The organism is Serratia sp. 506_PEND, from assembly GCF_001076875.1.
GTDB classification, from domain to species: domain Bacteria; phylum Pseudomonadota; class Gammaproteobacteria; order Enterobacterales; family Enterobacteriaceae; genus Serratia; species Serratia marcescens.
On sequence record NZ_JVEL01000325.1, the window covers coordinates 1 to 13941 of the forward strand.

A 13941-nucleotide genomic window follows, 5' to 3' on the forward strand; every position below is an offset into this window, starting at 1 on the left:
GAATTCAGGCATGCCGTCATAAGATCGGGATGACCTCTGGCTCTCCTGCTCGAACGCAGTTTCCATGATGAGGGCGTAACGGTAAAACCCCGGATATTCCTGGGTTAATGCCATCAGTTCTTTATCCGTGGTGCCGGTCCAAATCTGATGCAGTTCAGGGGTATAGCCCATCATGCGGTTGATAACCTGGTGCGGCTCCGTGACGCCTTGAGCGTCCAACTGCTGCATATGCTGATCCATTTTTGCCGCCATTCGGCGAAAATTGGCCATTGTCATCGGTGTTTCCTTTTTACCGGTTTGGCAGGGAGCAATGCTACGCGGGCTCCAGCGCGACCGTGTGGTGATCTGGGGTGCTGTCAACGAGCCTTGCGTTCAGGCCATATTCCGTCATGATACGAATAAAGGTGACGGTGTCACCAATAATACGAAAGGGTACAGGGTGCAGGTGGCGTCCGTCTTGGGTAAAGGCCGCATTCAGCGCCGTTTTTTCGACGTAGAAGCCGTTGTTAAGTGACGGCGTCAGGGTAACTCCGGATTTCCACTCCCGTGCATCCATTACGTAATTGTCCCAACCCTGGTCTTTCAGCGTTTCTGAGGCGTAGGTGAGTCGGAACAGATCGGATTGTGCGGCCAAATTGCCACTGCAGGAGCGCCACAGGTAGTCCAGGTGCTGGCGCAGTTTGCCAGCCGGCCCGTGCTTACGCCCGCGTTCGAGTAGCCAGCTGATGTCGACGGCGACGCTTTTGGGGAATCGTTTCTGCTTTTGGGCAGTGGCCAGCCAGCGAATAAGGAACAGATTTTCGGCATAGGGTGTGCCGGCGATGCCCTCCTGACGCGCCAGACCCAGCGCCGCCAAGGCGCAGAACGCGAGATGGCTGAGCGCTGAAGTGGTGTTTTCCGTGGTAACGGATTCGGTCTTGTCTAACAATGCCTACCCTGCCCGTCGTAACGATGGATTAATGGCGAATTTGCGCCAGGTCGGCGGCAGTCAAACCGGTCATTTTCATTACTGAATCACGATCGATGCCGTTTGCCAGCATAGTGCGGGCAACGGCAAGTTTGCCCTCGAGCACCCCTTCCTGGCGCCCTTCTTGGCGTCCTTCCAAACGGCCTTTTTCCAGCCCGCGCTCCAGGCCTTTTTGTTCCAGTTTTTGTGCAATGGTCATAAGAACCTCCTCGTGCTGTGGCGCTCGGCGTGCCAGCTCGCGGATAAAGGTTTCCGGAGAGGCCGTGTCGCCAACCTGCAGCATGTAATTCATCAATGATGCCAGCTGCTCATTAGTAGTGTATCCGGCCAACAGCAAGGTGACCAGTTGTTCCAGTAGTTCGGCCAGGTCGCGCTGTCGAACATGCTTTTGCAGCAGTTCCAGGATGGCCATACGACGGTGCTGCATGATTTCATCATCTGGAATAACGGTAACGTCGACCAGCGGAAAATCACCGGTATAAAGTTGTTGGGCCAGCTCGGGATCAGCAAACTCATCCAGCCAGCGCATGGAATACGGGTAAGGTGTGACTTGACCATGGTAGAACAACAACGGGACGACCAGAGGCAATTGATCATTATCGGCGTCAAGGTGGCGTTGCATGGCGGCGATAGCGTAGCGTATCAATCTGAAGGCCATGTGTTTGTCTGGTGAACTCTGGTGCTCAATCAAACAATAAACGTACCCGTCGCCCTTCCCTGTCTTGAGTGAATACAGGACGTCGGAATAATAGGCACGAAGGTCTTCTTCGACAAAGTTGCCTGATTCCAGCCGAAGCGTGCTCATATCACAGGTTTTCAGCAGTGCCGGTGGCAGGTGCTGCTGCAGAAAGTCACGGGCAGTTTCCGGGTGAGTCAGAAACTGCTTGAACAAGGCGTCATGCGGGGTTGGGGTGGTTTTCATTTGACTATCGTTGCCTGTATTCAGAAGGTGACTGCTCTGTGATATCAAGAGCAGTCATTATCACGTTTATTTTTGAATGAAAGGGTTCCCTTTTACTTTCAGATACTCTTCACCAAAATAATGCGCGGCGTAGTCATTCAGGTGACCAACGTCACGGAAAATAGACACGCCGTTGACTTCGGTCTTGCAACGATTTCCTGAGCACTGAACATCCTTTATATCAATAACAACAAGGTTAGGGTACTCTTTTTTCAAGGCTTCAAATGTCGTATCAAACCACCCTTTTTGTTTTGCATTCCAGTCGGTTGTGTTGCATTCACCATTGCTGTAATGCTCTCGGTTAATGAGTTTGTTTTTCATGCAATTATCATAACCTTCCGGCCTTGTATAGATCTCTTTCATGATCACGGGTATTGCGCCAGACTGTTCTATGATATTCAGTGCGTTTTTCATTGCGGTTCGCAGGCGCTGCTGCGCCAACTCAATCGACCGTGTATCACCTGGCTGGTTGATGATTTTGTCGCTGTTATACATAGGCCACAATTCACCAATAATCACATAATTATAGTGACCTGTTTTGATTTTATTATAATACATTGCCGTATTGTTATGACAGTTTTTGTAAATTTCATTGTGAAAGTGCCACCAATCAAATTGATATATTCCGGGTAATGTTAAACAGGACGCTGTACTTTGAGCGGTAATGGCCATGTCAGCGTTTTTGGCAAGAACATCCAGAAATAACCAATAGTGGTTTGAGTTGGAGTCGCCGATGAAAAAGGCTCTCTTCTGAGATTGTTTTTTACCAAAACTGCACAGGTCATCTTTATTATCACTATCAACGCTATCAGTAAGGCAATCTGAGCGGTGACCGGCTTCTTTTGCATATTGATTAATCAGCCTGCTTTCGTTTTGATATTGATGCCCGAATCTGCCAGGGAAATCATTGAACTTACCTGACACGCTGTACAGACAGGCAAAAAAGCTTAAAGGTACCAGGACCAATAGCATGACCGATTTAACCAGTGATATTCTGCACTTTCGTAATGGCGACTCGATGTAACGATAATTCAGCAATGCGGCTGCAAGCGTAACCATCAGACCGAAACTGATGACGGCTTTGTCATCAGACAATCCCGCATAGCTGATAACTGCAAGGATTGGCCAATGCCATAAGTAAAGTGAGTATGACCGTTTACCGATAAAAACGACAGCGCGACTAGAAAGTATTCTGGCGGAGATATTTTTAGCATCCGTTCCCGAAATTATCAGCAACCCGGTTAATATCACAACCAATACGGTGTAGATATTTGGGTATCCTGTGAGGATATCGGGTGTTAGAGATAACATCACTAACACAATCAGCGAGCCAATACCCATGCTCGTCGCCAACAGGCGGTTTATGCGGGGGATATGATAAAAAGCGATGCAGCTGCCTAGCTGAAGTTCAAAGGCCCTGGAGATAAAACGATAGTAATTTTTCGGATCGCTGTGAAGCGAAAGATAAAGAGAAATTGCCAGTAAGAGTAAGGTGACTAGATGGTTCACTATTGCAAGTTTTCGCAGTGTTAATCCACGGCAAAAAAAATAGAACACAACAGGGAATGCCAGGTACCATTGCCATTCGATTGATAACGACCATGTGTGAAGCAGAAGGAGTGATTTAGCGTCAGGTGATGCATATGCCGTTGTCGCGCCTGAGAAATAGCTGTTTGACATGAAGTAAAGCGTATTTCTGGCGCTGTGAAGAAATGTATTGTAATCGTTAGGCAGATAAAAAACAGTGGCGATAAATAACGAAGCTAGTATCATCACCAAAAGTGATGGCTGTAATCGCCACAATCTACGACTGTAAAAGTTTGTAAGAGAGAACGACTCCCCCTTGATACCGGATAGCATTATATTGCAAATTAAATATCCGGATATTACGAAAAATATATCGACGCCAATGAATCCAGAATTAAACCCACCTATTCCGGCATGAAAAAGAATGACTATAATAACGGCAAGTGCCCTTAATCCATCAATATCGCTGCGGTACTTCATTTATCCCTCTAATATTTTTATTTGGCATGATAACAATTATTGATGAGCGTCGGCAGTGTCCTGCCAGATGGCGATGTTATGCTCTCGCCTGGGCTCTGCCCTCATTTACCTGTATTTGCACCGGCAGTCCGGTGTCATAGGCCGCCTGATACCAGCCAGCGACCTGCAGTGCATCCCCCTCCAGCCGTGCGACAGTGCCGTCCGCGCGCCACAGCAGCAGGCAGGTAGTGCCGTCGAGCCGCACAACAAACGCCCCACGGCAGGCGGTATAGCCAGTGCCGGCGATCACCAGATCCTGCTCGCCTAGGTTGTCTGCTGGGCGTACCGGCAGTACGCGCACGTCGTCCAGGCGCTGCTGTTCGCACGCAGCCGCCTGTTCGTCGGCAAGCAGGGGCGTGGCCACCGCTCTGCCCATGTCCGTCAGCTCAACCGCCAGCTGCAGCGAACTCCTGTTACGCAGGGTTCGCAGCCAGCCCGCGGCTTCCATCCGGCGGCAGGAGCCGCGCAGGTTGTTGCCGTAGACCGGCCGATCGCCGCCCTGCGCCAGCAGTCGCTCAATATCTTTCGTCGCGACCGGCCCTGGCCGTTGAGCATCGAGGGCGGCCAGCACGATGAGAATACTCCTTTGCAACGGCGACGGCCGGCGGGTGTTTACTGCCGGCATCAACGTTCCCCGGCGCCGGGCGCCCGCAGGATCATCATGGTCATTCGTTCCCGGTCATGATCGGTTATCTCATCCGGAGCTCTGCCGGCCAGCGCCAGACAGTACCAGTGATCGAGCGCTGTCCGGGCGCGGGCCAGCTCGGCATTCGGATCGACACAGTCCGTTCTGGCGGCGCGTTCAATACAGCCCGTAATGTAGTCTTCCGTGGTACCGGTCATATTCTCGTAGCTGAGTCTGAAGTAGACTTTCTCTTCCACTGGATTATCTCCATATTGATTTTAAGCTATTTAATTAAAATCATATCACATGTGATAATTATGTAAATTTAATAAAAATCATATCTGATATGATTTTTATTATTTAACAATGATATCATATTGGTGAGTGAGTTCCTTGCTGCACAAATCCGAAAACTCCCAGAGATGGATCTTCATCAGGCACCCGACCCTGCAGCATCGCCGAAATTTCAGGATTCGGCAAAACGCCAAGAAAGCCGAACGCCTCTCCCCTGCCCCGCCTGGCGGCACAAAATCCCCTATCTCGTGGCTCTTTCAGCTGATCGGCATACTACATCTTGTGCCGGGGCCGGAATGACCCCCGTCCCTGGTCTTGGTAATACCACCGCTGGCCATTGCCGTGAAATCGGTTAAACTTCCAGGAGTAACGATTTAACCGAAGGTTGGTCCAGGCCAGAATAATTATTGTGAGCGATCACCTGGCGCGGATACGGCAAAATAGACGCAGAAAGACACTGATTGCGGATAATGAAAAAATGCGCCCTACCCCTCTGCAAAAATCTCAGATTTTACGTAGCGCGATCGGCGGTGATTTGCTGGCCACCGATGATCGTTATGTCCGTGCCCTCACCCTGCGCAACCGCGCGGCGGTGCACGGTGACCTGCCCTACTACCTGCTGCCACCGGAAATCGCGGTCTTGCTGTCCTGTTGTCATGACCTGGAAAAACGCACCCTGTTCGAGTTTTTGTGGAACACCGGCGCGCGGATCAACGAGGCACTGGCCGTGCGTCCGGCTGACGTGGAGTTTGATGCATCGCCGGCATTCGTGACGCTGCGTACGCTCAAGCAACGGCTGCACCCCAAAGTAGGACGTCCGGCCACGGTGAAACTGAAAACGCCGGGTCAGGCAGACAAGAAGACAGCGCGTGCGGCTTCGCCGGTCAAACGCACCGTAGCCCTGGACGATGCGCCCTTTGCCACGCGGCTACATGACCATATTCACACCTTCACCGAACACAAGACCAAACCCATCTGGCCGGTGACCGATGACACTGCCCGCAACTGGCTGAAGAAGGTGCTGCTTGAGGCCGATCGTCAGGGCGTGCGGTTCAGCCTGGAGCGTGTCACCCCACACACCTTCCGACACAGTTTTGCGATGCATTTATTGTTTCACGGAGTGGCGCCACAAACCCTGCAGGCGGTGATGGGCCATAAGGATTTTAAGTCGACGCAGGTTTACCTGAAGGTATTCAGTCTGGACTATGCGGCAAGCCGGGGCTGCGTGCCGTTCTCGATGGATGCGGGCGTGGCAGCGGAGATGCTCCAGCTGGCCGGAAATAGCGTAAAAACGGTGCCGTAATAGTACTAATATGATGCTCTTTTAGTGTGATTTTGGTGTGCAATTGGAGCGGGTTTGTCACGCCTATGTTCGGGTTGCGATGTCTAGCACACAGTGCATTTATGATACTGAAATGGTGCTCTTTTGGTACCGTTATGGTTCCGCTTTATACCGTAAGTGCCGGGGTAATACGCTGCCGGCATACTGGAAAAATAGCGCTTGAACAGCTAATGGGTATGCAGATCGATGCCCAATACCTCGCTGCAGCAGCTGGGCACTACGATGATTATCGGCATGGAGCGGGAGCCGTTCGGCGCCATTGGCCAGTAGCCAAATGGTCCGGGTGATCCCATTGGTAAAGCCGAGGGCGGGAACCGGCAACCCTTGGTCCAGAATAAATCGGCAATGTGGATCAGCTAACGGTACCGGGTTGCCTGCGCCGTGGGAAAACCCTTTTTCGGCTTCATGAAATTTACGGTCGCGGCGCCACGCGGACTCATCTCCGCGGCTGAGTTCCGGCACGATAGAGTTCGGATTATTGCGCCAGGCTGACAAGAGTCTGTGCCGGTCGGCAATGACAATATGACTCTCACTTGTGTCCGAGAGCGCTTGCTCCATATAGGCAAATCTTCCCGCACGCAGTGGAATTTTGAAGCGGCAGTATATGATGTCGTTGAATCTGCAACTGAACACCCCCTCGAGCAGATGCTGAGGATAGTCTTTCACGTCAATGTGTTTACTGATTAAATCTGGTGTCATATTGGTGTCTCTTAAGTGCCTTTTTAGTACCAATTAAGTGCCCTTCCGGTACTGTTTTTTCCCATTTATGTGGCATCTGCATAGTGTCTGGGACTGGTCAGTCAACGTGCTTCCTGTCAGACATCAGTCTGCCATACCTTGCCGATGCTGGCCAAAAACTGGGGAATGAAACAGAGAACGATAGTGACCAGTTTCGGTTTGGGTCTTCTTTGTACGTGGGGTAACCAGTGGTCAGCACGATGTGGTGCAGTGATAGCAAGGTAAATCAATAACACTAAAATGGTGCTTTATTGGCACTAAAAAGGAGCCTTTATGGCTCCTTTTTAGTGGTGTTGCGATACTATTAATCGCTGTTCTCGTCATAATATTTTAGGGCATGCCTGATCATATTGAGCTTGGAGCGATTCGTCTTTTTGCACAGTTTTTCGAGCAATTCATACTCGTATTGATTGAACGGTACCCGGATGGCCTTGTAATCCCGAGGCGCTTCACTGTCGGTTTGCATAGGCGGTGTGACGACATGATCCGCAGCTGCGGCAAACTCCTCAATACGTTTTTCCACTGAACCAGAGATGCCGGTGGGTTCTCTGCGCTTTACCATGTCAGCAACTCCTTCACCAGGCTCTGTATCTCGGCCTTAGCCTTAGGGTTCTCCATCTCGACAACGCCACGGCCTTCGGACATACAATCCCGGTACACCTTTCGGTCACGAACCACGGTGCTCATCATGTCCAGTTCCGGGAAATCCTTCAGGTACTCTTTAGCATCCTGGATCTCATTGATGATGGGGTTGGTCGGCGCCAGCGTCAGCATGGCGATTGCCTTCAATTTAGGATTGAGATCCTTCGCTTCCGTCATGATTTCAGTCAAACGTGGCAGCGTATCCAGATCGGGTTGAGAAGGGCGGAAAGGTACCAACAAGATGTCTGCTGATGTCATGCCGGTTCGTAGTTCTCTGCTGTCACGCCCGGCCGTATCTACGACGACATATTTATAGCGCTTATCAAGATCAAGCAAGGTGTCGCGGATATTATCGAACTTCTGAATGCAGTGGATCGTAGGGATATCGGTGATGGCATTCCGGTCTGCTATCCAGTTAGCCGCCGTTCCCTGACGGTCCGAATCGACCAGGATGACGTCGTGGCCTTGTCGGGCCAATTCCGCTGCGATATTGACGGCGGTGGTCGATTTACCACAGCCGCCCTTTTGACTTCCGATTAGTATAATCATGATGCCTTTTTAGCTCCGTAATGGTTCCTTATGGGTGTTAATTTAGTACCAACTTAACACCCTGTCAACCGCCTTTATGTCTATTATGGTACTGATGCCCTTCCCATCTTACTTGGTATTTTTATGGTGCTATTATGGTGCCGTTATTGCACTAATTTTTATCTTCATGGGAAGTGTCATACCCACTTGATAGCCCCCAAACAACAATTCAACGTACTTTTGTTTCCCTTCTTCATTGCCCCTGCAGCCCGATGACATCTTGCCATACCCCGGCTTGGGCGGGGCGACGGGCGTCCCGTCTTCAAGCAGCTTTCGCGGCATATCCTTGCCGCAAGCGGCTGCGGTATTCCACGTCCGCTTGACCCGCAGCGGTGCCTGGCCGCGCTGACATCGGGCAGCAGGGAACGGTGGCCGTACCGGCCTCCTCCTGCACCCCTCGAATGGCGAGGTATTCCTTATGTCCCGATATGTCCTGGGTGATTCCGTGCAGGTGATGGCTGGCTTTCCGTCAAACAGCATTGATTTTGTGCTGACCGATCCCCCTTATCTGGTCGGCTATACCGACCGCAGCGGTCGCAGCATTGCCAACGACAAAAATGATGAATGGGTGCGGCCGGCGTTCCGTGAAATGTTCCGGGTGCTCAAGCCTGACAGTCTGGCGGTGAGTTTCTACGGCTGGAACCGGGTAGACACCTTTATGGCCGCCTGGAAACAGGCCGGGTTCCGCGTCGTCGGGCATATGGTGTTTACCAAACCCTACGCCTCCAAATCTGCCTTTGTCGGCTACCAGCATGAATGTGCCTACATTTTGGCGAAAGGGCGCCCGGCATTGCCGGCGCAACCGCGCTCTGATGTGCAGCCCTGGGAATACACCGGCAATCGTCACCACCCGACTGAAAAGCCGGTGTCCATTCTGCAACCGTTGATTGAGTCGTTCACTCAGCCCGGCGCGATTGTCCTCGATCCCTTTGCAGGCTCAGGTTCGACCTGTGTCGCCGCCGCTCAGGCCGGGCGGCGCTATATCGGCATCGAGCTTTTGGAGCAGTACCACACCATCGGTCAGCAGCGGTTGCATCGTCTGCGTGCCCAGTACGCAGCATAACAAAGGGAAATCAACGATGAACTACACCGGGAATGAAGACCTGCGCGCCGCAATTGCGGCACTGTCCAACGACATGTGTGAGATGCACCTGCGGCTGCGGGGATTGGTGAGTACGTATTACTGGAACAGTGACGTGCTGGCAGAGCGCCTTACCGGCCATATTCTGCGGGACGCGCACGATCGTTACGTCGAAATCTATCAGGCTATCAACGAACTGGATCACCATTTCAAAGATTGAACCGCAGGCATTATGCAGCCGGGCAGGGAAACCTGCCCGGGTTGCCTCGCTGTAAGCCTGCGGACGCCAGGGCGCATCGAACGCCCCGCGTCCGTAGAACCGCCACGCGGCACTTGCCGGCGATGCCGGCGCCGCAAAGGACGCTGGCTGGGCCTGCCTACACCTCTCTAAATCTTTTCCCTTTGCGGCCCCGGCATAGTGACGGCCTGTGCCGTCCCCAAACGCTAGTCCGGCACGGTCGGGCAGCAAGGGTACGCTTCGCCGCTCCTCACCCGTTCGCACCCGTTACGGCGCATTCAGCCCGCAACGGGTTTGCGCTGCGGCTTGCGGTGGCGCCCCTGCCTCCCTCCCTCGGGGCCGGCCTTTCGAATGGGTACGGCACCGGCCGGTGTCGCGAACCCTGAAACTCTGGAGGTAGTCCCATGCAACATGCTCATTCCGTCACGCTGCAAGTCTGTGAATCCGATCGTCTGTCATTTCTGCCGGATCTGTTTGGCGAGGATTTTTTGCCCGCTGAAATGCAGGTGTATTCCCTCGCCGATCGCTATCTGCCGCAGTACACCGGCGGGTTTTGGCACTTCATCCGTTTGCCGGAGGGGGGCGGCTATATGGCACCTGACAGCGATCGTGTGCACCTGATCAACGCTGATAACTGGTTTGACAAGACTCTCAGCGGTGACGCCGCCGGTATCGTGTTGACGGCACTGGCCATCAATCGCCGCTGTTGGTTGCATCACGATCGGGGTAATGCCGGACTGGTGAAGTTGCTTATGCAGCGGGAAGAGCAGCTTTGGCGCTATATCGAGACGCACCCGGAATGCGCCGACATCTGCCGCGCGCTGGACTGACAGAGATTCGAATACGGGCGGCTATGCCGCCCCTTATAAATAAGGAGGGGGAATTATGTTTGGCAGCGTGAAAGAAGTGTGTGCGGAATTATTCCGTGAGTACGGCAGCGACGAACCTATCACCGTGCTGATATGGGATGCGCACGCCGTGCGCTATTTTGCACAGGAGTGGAACCCTACCGACGGGGATGTGCTGGCAATACTGGAAACCATCGGCTGCTCTGATATTGAGGAATATCAGCGGTACGGTATCAATCAACAATACATTCAGGATGCAATGACGAAAATCGCCAATAGCCGCAGGCGGACTCTACAGGTCGAGGTGAGCGCCAGCGCGCTGGAAACCGTGCTAGAGCTGGCTGCAATTACTATAGATATAGACGATCCGGAAAATTGGGATGAGGACACAGCCAGAGGGCAATGTGCCATCGAGGCATTGCGGGCCGCGTTACATCTTTGAGTTACACAGACAAAGGGCCGTCAGCGTGGCGGCCTGCTTGCCCCTGCGTACTTTGGCCGCGCGGAAAACCTTGCCAGCCGCCTTCGGCGTCAGGCTACCGAAGGTGGCGGCTGCGCCGCCCTCTTTCGCTGCCGTGTGGGGGGCTGTTTAGGTGGATGGGGCAGGACGGTTTATCGTCCTGGTAGAGTGATGCTTCCTGTTTCTGCATTTTTGGTGATGGGTCTCTGTGCAGGGTTGATACTGGTATCGGGCGTCCGGGCGGGCTGTCGTGCTGCGCATGGCGCCGGCACACCGTCGCCCCCCTGCGGGCGTCCATCCCATGACGCAACGACACGCTTGCAGCGGCCACAGGCCGCGCCGCACAGGGCCAACCGCGCGGCGGTGGGGCCGCCGCCGCTTCAGAGGCGCCGAACCGTTCGCTGTCGCGCCCGGCCGGCGAGTTGTGCCCTGTTCATCCTTTTGGGTTGCTTTAGCCGCAGTCAGTCTTCCCGCCGCAACTGATAGCAGCACAACGCCTCGCTTAAACGGCAAGGGGTAAATGAACTCCGCCAAAAACTTTTTCTCCCTCTGGTCAAAAAACTTTTTGTCTCCGCCCCTTGCCGCCGCTCCTCGCCGTGCTGGATCAGTTTTATTGCGACGGCGAATACTCACAGCGGCATCAGTTTTCAACCCACGGAGGATTTCAACATGGCTCAACAAAACGTCAACAGCGCGACAACGAAGCCTACAGCAGCATCAGCACAGACCAACTGCGATCTGACCGTATCACAGGTGTATGACCTGTTTTGTTTCGTGAAGGCGGTTTGTGGCCGTTCGACCGGCACCAGTGAGCCTCCGGTTGTTCCGGCAGGGGCGGTGGAGTATTACGCGGATTTTGGGGATTTCGACACCATTGCGGTTTGGGTTGTCAACGGCTGGCCGGTTGCGGCCAGTGATCAGATGACCCTGACCCATTGGAGCCTGAGTTTCAGGCGATAAAAAAGCAGCGTTTCCGCTGCTTTCTCACCGTCAGTCCTGACGCCATCGGGACTGGCACAACAGCAATAACATTGAAGGAGCTATCACATGTCAACTATCGAGTCTAAAGCACCGGCCACGGCCAAAGCAACCCACACGGCCAAATCCGCGACGAAGAAAAGCGTTGTCGCTGAAAATATCGAAGCGGCACTGGCAAAAGCCGTGCGCAAAACGGCCACGCTCGGCCAGTTGGAACTGGACGGCCTGAACGTGCGCAAGAAAAAAACCTCACAGGCATCGATCGAAGGGCTGGCCGCCAGTATCCGCTCCGTCGGGCTATTGCAGAACCTGATCGTCTTCGAGATGGAGAACGGTCAGTTTGGCGTAGCCGCCGGTGAGCGGCGCACGCTGGCGTTGCGGTGGTTGATGGGGCATGAAGACGACGCCGACAAGACCACGCCGGACGGCATCGTCAATGCGGGTTACGCGGTTGATGTACTGATCGTCAGCAAGGAGATGGCGCGCATCATTTCCCTTACGGAAAACAGTCAGCGCGAGCAGATGCACCCGGCTGATCAGGTCTTCGCTTTCCGTGAGATGTCGGCAGAAGGGCGTGCTCCGGCGCAGATTGGCGGCCTGCTGGGCTTCAGCACCAAGCACGTTCAAAAATGCCTGAGGCTGGCGACGATGGCACCGGCACTGCTCGATGCGCTGGCCGAAGACAAAATCACACTCGACCAGCTGCAAGCGCTGTCGGCAACCGAAGATCATCAACGTCAATGTGACGTGTGGGTCAACGCGCACGGCTGGGCGGCCGCACCGCAGCACCTGCGCGAGGCCGTGCTGAAAGACGAAGTTTCGGCCAAGGACAACAGCCAACTGGCGTTCGTCGGGCGCGAAGCCTACGAGTCGGCTGGCGGCACCTTCAAATTCGATCTGTTTACCGACGAAGGTTTTTTGACCGAACCGGCGTTGCTGGAGCGGCTTACCCGCGAAAAACTGCACGCACTGGCGCAGCAGGTTGCCGGGGACGAGGGCTGGAGCTGGGCGGAAGGTCGCATTTCGGCCATTAAAACGTGGGGCGAAGATGGCGAGCTTTATCGCGAGATGGCTGAACCTGTGCCGGAATTCACAGGCGACGAACAGGCCGAGATCACCCGGTTGAAAGCGCGGTTTGCTGCGTTGGAAGCGGCATTCGAAGAAGCGGATGCCGATACCGATACTGACGTGATGATTGCCGAAAGCGACGCTATACAGGCTGATATTGAGCGGATCACCGAGCTGGCGACTATCCGGTCATGGCCGCAGGCGTTGCGCAGTACTGGCGGGGTGATGGTGTCTCTGCGTGGCGGGGACGTGGTTTACCAGCGCGGTATCGTGTTGCGTGCGAGTGAGTCGACAACCGCGCCTGCCGGTGATGACAACGGTGACGGGACAGCGGCCAGCGAGACACCTGCACCGAAAACCAAGGAGAAAGGGCTGTCGGCGGCGTTGATCACCTGCCTGTCGGCAGAGCGCTCGCTGGCGGTGATGGGTGCGCTGGTAGAGAACCCGACTGTCGCGCTGGCACTGCACACCCACACACTGACCGTGAAGGTGTTCGGCTCACGCTACGCCGGATCGCTACTCAAAACCGACCTGACGCCCAAACGAGCGGAACTGCTGACCAAAGCTCCGACAGCGGAAGGAAGCCGCGCCGATCGCCAGCTGGGCGAGCTGCACGCGCAGTGGGAGTCCAAATTGCCGCCGGAGTGGAATACCGATTTCACATGGTTGCTGACGTGGGAACAGGCCGACGTCGTGGCGCTGCTGGCGTACTGTGTCGGCCAGTCTCTCGATGCCATCCAGTTGTGGCCTGCGAGGGATGGCAAAGTTGGCGGTGAACTGACGCCACTCGAGTATGCGCTGGATTTCAATCTGCGCGACTGGTGGCAACCGACCAAGGCCAATTACTTCGGGCGGATCAGTAAGGAACTTATGAGCGATGCGCTGGTTGATGGCGGAAAAGTGGCGCAGGCGGCCTCGGTGCTCAAGATGAAGAAGGGCGACGCCGCGCAGCTGGCCGAGGACGAATTGACCGCCAGCGGCTGGGTGCCTGATTGCCTGTTGCCCACTAGCCAAGACGCTGATGCTGCTGACGATATTGCCCATCCTGATAACGTTGCTGCCTGA

15 protein-coding genes and 1 pseudogene are annotated in these 13941 nt (G+C 54.3%); 7 read left to right on the top strand and 9 right to left on the bottom strand.

Annotated elements, in window-relative coordinates; translation table 11 throughout:
- The 6 genes and pseudogenes from ADK28_RS09220 to ADK28_RS09245 all read right to left on the bottom strand — a co-directional run.
- Nucleotides 1-276: pseudogene (locus ADK28_RS09220) on the bottom strand (transposase); the annotation flags it as partial.
- A 37-nt stretch (nt 277-313) separates the two neighbouring features.
- Nucleotides 314-928, bottom strand: coding sequence for a DUF2913 family protein (locus ADK28_RS09225; RefSeq protein ID WP_048795494.1), 615 nt, complete (start codon nt 926-928; stop codon nt 314-316).
- 28 nt (nt 929-956) lie between these two features.
- Nucleotides 957-1889, bottom strand: coding sequence for an Rpn family recombination-promoting nuclease/putative transposase (locus ADK28_RS09230; protein ID WP_048795495.1), 933 nt, complete (start codon nt 1887-1889; stop codon nt 957-959).
- Between the two features lie 66 nt (nt 1890-1955).
- Nucleotides 1956-3935 (bottom strand): acyltransferase family protein, encoded by a 1980-nt coding sequence (locus ADK28_RS09235; protein WP_048795496.1) that lies wholly within the window; start codon nt 3933-3935, stop codon nt 1956-1958.
- A gap of 76 nt (nt 3936-4011) precedes the next feature.
- Complete coding sequence (locus ADK28_RS09240; protein WP_239686230.1) at nt 4012-4566, bottom strand: hypothetical protein; 555 nt, start codon at nt 4564-4566, stop codon at nt 4012-4014.
- A gap of 32 nt (nt 4567-4598) precedes the next feature.
- Entirely contained in the window at nt 4599-4856 is a 258-nt protein-coding gene (locus tag ADK28_RS09245) for a hypothetical protein (protein ID WP_048795498.1), read from the bottom strand.
- A gap of 446 nt (nt 4857-5302) precedes the next feature.
- Between ADK28_RS09245 and ADK28_RS09250 the strand changes: the two genes are divergently transcribed.
- Nucleotides 5303-6196, top strand: a complete 894-nt coding sequence (locus tag ADK28_RS09250; protein ID WP_414711740.1) for a tyrosine-type recombinase/integrase — start codon at nt 5303-5305, stop codon at nt 6194-6196.
- A 132-nt stretch (nt 6197-6328) separates the two neighbouring features.
- On the opposite strand, the gene ADK28_RS30980 is transcribed toward ADK28_RS09250, so the two are convergent.
- The 3 genes from ADK28_RS30980 to ADK28_RS09260 all read right to left on the bottom strand — a co-directional run bounded on the left by ADK28_RS30980 (nt 6329) and on the right by ADK28_RS09260 (nt 8164).
- Nucleotides 6329-6934, bottom strand: coding sequence for a plasmid fertility inhibition factor family protein (locus ADK28_RS30980; protein WP_193392125.1), 606 nt, complete (start codon nt 6932-6934; stop codon nt 6329-6331).
- Nucleotides 6935-7277: 343 nt separating this feature from the next.
- Nucleotides 7278-7535 carry a hypothetical protein gene (locus ADK28_RS09255; RefSeq protein ID WP_048795500.1) on the bottom strand — a complete coding sequence of 86 codons (258 nt, stop codon included), beginning with the start codon at nt 7533-7535 and terminating at the stop codon, nt 7278-7280.
- Entirely contained in the window at nt 7529-8164 is a 636-nt protein-coding gene (locus ADK28_RS09260) for an AAA family ATPase (RefSeq protein WP_048795501.1), read from the bottom strand. The genes ADK28_RS09255 and ADK28_RS09260 overlap by 7 nt, the downstream gene beginning before the upstream one ends.
- Nucleotides 8165-8621: 457 nt before the next feature.
- Here ADK28_RS09260 and ADK28_RS09270 point away from each other — a divergent pair, with 457 nt between their 5' ends.
- The 6 genes from ADK28_RS09270 to ADK28_RS09295 all read left to right on the top strand — a co-directional run bounded on the left by ADK28_RS09270 (nt 8622) and on the right by ADK28_RS09295 (nt 13941).
- On the top strand, nt 8622-9266 hold the full coding sequence (locus tag ADK28_RS09270; RefSeq protein ID WP_048795503.1) for a DNA methyltransferase: 645 nt from the start codon (nt 8622-8624) through the stop codon (nt 9264-9266).
- Between the two features lie 16 nt (nt 9267-9282).
- Nucleotides 9283-9504, top strand: a complete 222-nt coding sequence (locus tag ADK28_RS09275) for a hypothetical protein (RefSeq protein WP_048795504.1) — start codon at nt 9283-9285, stop codon at nt 9502-9504.
- A gap of 422 nt (nt 9505-9926) precedes the next feature.
- Nucleotides 9927-10352 (top strand): antirestriction protein, encoded by a 426-nt coding sequence (locus ADK28_RS09280; RefSeq protein ID WP_048795505.1) that lies wholly within the window; start codon nt 9927-9929, stop codon nt 10350-10352.
- 55 nt (nt 10353-10407) lie between these two features.
- Nucleotides 10408-10812, top strand: coding sequence for a DUF1380 family protein (locus ADK28_RS09285; RefSeq protein ID WP_048795506.1), 405 nt, complete (start codon nt 10408-10410; stop codon nt 10810-10812).
- Nucleotides 10813-11499: 687 nt separating this feature from the next.
- A complete protein-coding gene (locus ADK28_RS09290; protein WP_048795507.1) occupies nt 11500-11790 on the top strand; it encodes a hypothetical protein in 291 nt (96 codons plus the stop codon).
- Between the two features lie 87 nt (nt 11791-11877).
- Nucleotides 11878-13941 (top strand): ParB/RepB/Spo0J family partition protein, encoded by a 2064-nt coding sequence (locus ADK28_RS09295; RefSeq protein ID WP_048795508.1) that lies wholly within the window; start codon nt 11878-11880, stop codon nt 13939-13941.

What these genes read in the sequence shown, in the direction of transcription:
- ADK28_RS09235 (WP_048795496.1), bottom strand. Translation starts at nt 3,935, where the DNA reads ATGAAGTACCGCAGCGATATTGATGGATTAAGGGCACTTGCCGTTATT.
- ADK28_RS09270 (WP_048795503.1), top strand. Translation starts at nt 8,622, where the DNA reads ATGTCCCGATATGTCCTGGGTGATTCCGTGCAGGTGATGGCTGGCTTT.
- ADK28_RS09290 (WP_048795507.1), top strand. Translation starts at nt 11,500, where the DNA reads ATGGCTCAACAAAACGTCAACAGCGCGACAACGAAGCCTACAGCAGCA.
- ADK28_RS09260 (WP_048795501.1), bottom strand. Translation starts at nt 8,164, where the DNA reads ATGATTATACTAATCGGAAGTCAAAAGGGCGGCTGTGGTAAATCGACC.
- ADK28_RS09275 (WP_048795504.1), top strand. Translation starts at nt 9,283, where the DNA reads ATGAACTACACCGGGAATGAAGACCTGCGCGCCGCAATTGCGGCACTG.
- ADK28_RS09255 (WP_048795500.1), bottom strand. Translation starts at nt 7,535, where the DNA reads ATGGTAAAGCGCAGAGAACCCACCGGCATCTCTGGTTCAGTGGAAAAA.
- ADK28_RS09280 (WP_048795505.1), top strand. Translation starts at nt 9,927, where the DNA reads ATGCAACATGCTCATTCCGTCACGCTGCAAGTCTGTGAATCCGATCGT.
- ADK28_RS09285 (WP_048795506.1), top strand. Translation starts at nt 10,408, where the DNA reads ATGTTTGGCAGCGTGAAAGAAGTGTGTGCGGAATTATTCCGTGAGTAC.
- ADK28_RS09230 (WP_048795495.1), bottom strand. Translation starts at nt 1,889, where the DNA reads ATGAAAACCACCCCAACCCCGCATGACGCCTTGTTCAAGCAGTTTCTG.
- ADK28_RS30980 (WP_193392125.1), bottom strand. Translation starts at nt 6,934, where the DNA reads ATGACACCAGATTTAATCAGTAAACACATTGACGTGAAAGACTATCCT.
- ADK28_RS09295 (WP_048795508.1), top strand. Translation starts at nt 11,878, where the DNA reads ATGTCAACTATCGAGTCTAAAGCACCGGCCACGGCCAAAGCAACCCAC.